This is a genomic window from Streptomyces bobili (genome assembly GCF_002154575.1).
Taxonomy (GTDB): domain Bacteria; phylum Actinomycetota; class Actinomycetes; order Streptomycetales; family Streptomycetaceae; genus Streptomyces; species Streptomyces bobili.
Map to the genome: position 1 here is coordinate 1 of NZ_MUBA01000778.1, position 2,103 is coordinate 2,103.

Consider the following 2,103-nt stretch of genomic DNA (forward strand, 5'->3'; position numbering starts at 1 on the left):
GGGTGGCGCGGGTCCCCTGGGGGGCGCGGGCGCGGGGGCGCGCGCCGGTGTGAGTGGGGCGACGCGGTGGGCCGTGACCCACCCGGCGGTCCCTTCGGACACGCCGGGAGGGCCGGCTTCGTGTGCCGCGGTGCCATCAGTTGCGGACGGGGCGGCTTCCGCCGCGCCCCGCGGAGGGCTTTCACCGCCCCTGGCGGGCCGTCACCGAGCCCCGCCGACCGGCTCACCCGTCGAACGGAACCCCGCCCTCCTTCACTCGTGTGGGTGACATGCGGAGGCGTGTTGCCGGGGCCGCGGGTGCTCGGCGGCACGGAACACCCGTACGTCCTGGCATCCTTGGGCGGAGGACATGGAGGAGCGCGAGCGGTCCACCCCTGTGCCCGAGTCCCTTCTGTACGTTCCTTCGTGACCGACCGACGCCGAACCAGGAGCCCCGGCCACGTGAGCAGCCACTCACCGCACGGCCAGTCGCCGCTGCGCACCGTGCAGGTGCTGGGCGGCGGCAATGCCGTCAGCAGCGCCCATGTGCGCTCCCTGGCCGCGGGGCTCGTCGCGCGGGGCGTGCGGGTGACGGTGTGCGCCCCCACCGAGTCCGATCACGCCTACGACTTCACGGGTGCCGGAGCCGACCACGTGCCCGTGCCGCGCAGCAGCGATCCCTCGTCCGTGGCGGCGCTGCGGGCGGCCTGCACCGATGCCGACCTCGTCCACGCGCACGGCCTGCACGCCTCCTTCCGGGCCGTGCTCGCGCTCGGCGGGCGGCGCACCCCGCTCGTCGTCACCTGGCACAACCGGGCCCACGCCGAGGGCGCCCGCGCCCATCTGCTGCGCCTGCTGGAGCGGCGGGTCGCCAGGGCGGCCGCCGTGGTGCTGGGCACCACCTCCGACCTCGTGGACCGGGCGCGCCGCACCGGCGCCCGGGACGCCCGGCTCGCCGCGGTGGCACTCCCCGGACCCCGCAGGGCCGAGGAGGACCCCGAACGGCCGCGTGCGAAGGTGCGGGCCGAACTCGGCGCGATCGGCCGCCCGTTGCTGATGGCGGTCGGCTCCCTCGAACGCCCTCGTGGGTACGACGTCCTGCTCGACGCCGCCCGCGTGTGGGGCAGGCTGGACCCCGTGCCGCTAGTCGCGGTCGCCGGGGAGGGGCCGCTGCGGGCGGAACTCCAGCGCCGTATCGAGGACGAGGCACTGCCCGTGCGGCTTCTCGGACGGCGGGACGACGTGAGCGAACTCCTGGCCGCCGCCGACCTCGCCCTGCTGCCCGGTGCGGGGGAGTCGCGCTCGGTGCTGGCGCAGGAGGCCCTCCACGCGCGCGTGCCGCTCGTCGCCGCGCTGACCGGCGGCGTGCGTGAACTCGTCGGCGACGCGGCCGAACTCGTCCCGCACGGCGACGCGGACGCCTTCGCCGACGCCGTCGTACGCCTCCTCGCCGACCCCGAACGCCGCGAGCTGCTCCGGGAGTCGGGCATCCGGCAGGCGGCCACCTGGCCGAGCGAGGACGAGACCGTCGCCCAGGTCCTCAGCGTGTACGACGAGTTGACCCAGCCGCTGCCGATGATCTGACGCGTGCCCGTGTGGCCCGCCGGCGCGTGGAGGGAACCTCAGGGCACGAGCCGTCGGGCCCGCAGCGCCAGGCTCAACGCCAGGACCGTCTGCGGGTCGTCGAGGTCGGTGCCCAGCAACTCGCCGATACGGGCGAGGCGGTTGTAGAGCGTCTGCCGGTTGAGGTGCAGCTCGCGGGCCGTCTCCGCCTTGCGCCCCGCGTGCGCCAGGTAGGTCTCCAGGGTGGGCAGCAGGGGCGGCCTGGAGCGGTGGTCGTGGTCGCGGACCGGACCGATCGCGCGGTCCACGAAGGCCGCGAGGTCGGGATGATCGCGCAGCCGCCACAGCAGCAGGTCGATGTCGAGGCGGCGGGCGTCGTACCAGGGCCGGTCCGACAGGCCCTGCGCCGCCGTCGCCGTCTCCGCCGCGTGCCGAAGGCCCGCCGAGGCCGCCGCCCAGCCGCCCGCGACGCCGACCACCACGACCGGCGGCTGAGCGCCCGGCCGCTGGATCCCCGCCCGCTCCACCCCGGCCCGCAGCGCCGCCGCGACCCGGTCGGCG

At 76.5% G+C, this 2,103-nt stretch carries 2 protein-coding genes; one reads left to right on the forward strand and one right to left on the reverse strand.

From position 1 onward, the window contains the following. Positions 1-441 precede the first annotated feature (441 nt). On the forward strand, positions 442-1,563 hold the full coding sequence (locus tag BZL64_RS37535) for a glycosyltransferase family 4 protein (RefSeq protein WP_086773446.1): 1,122 nt from the start codon (positions 442-444) through the stop codon (positions 1,561-1,563). Between the two features lie 38 nt (positions 1,564-1,601). On the opposite strand, the gene BZL64_RS37540 is transcribed toward BZL64_RS37535, so the two are convergent. Then, the coding region (locus BZL64_RS37540; protein WP_167396263.1) for a PucR family transcriptional regulator at positions 1,602-2,103 on the reverse strand (502 nt) is incomplete at its 5' end.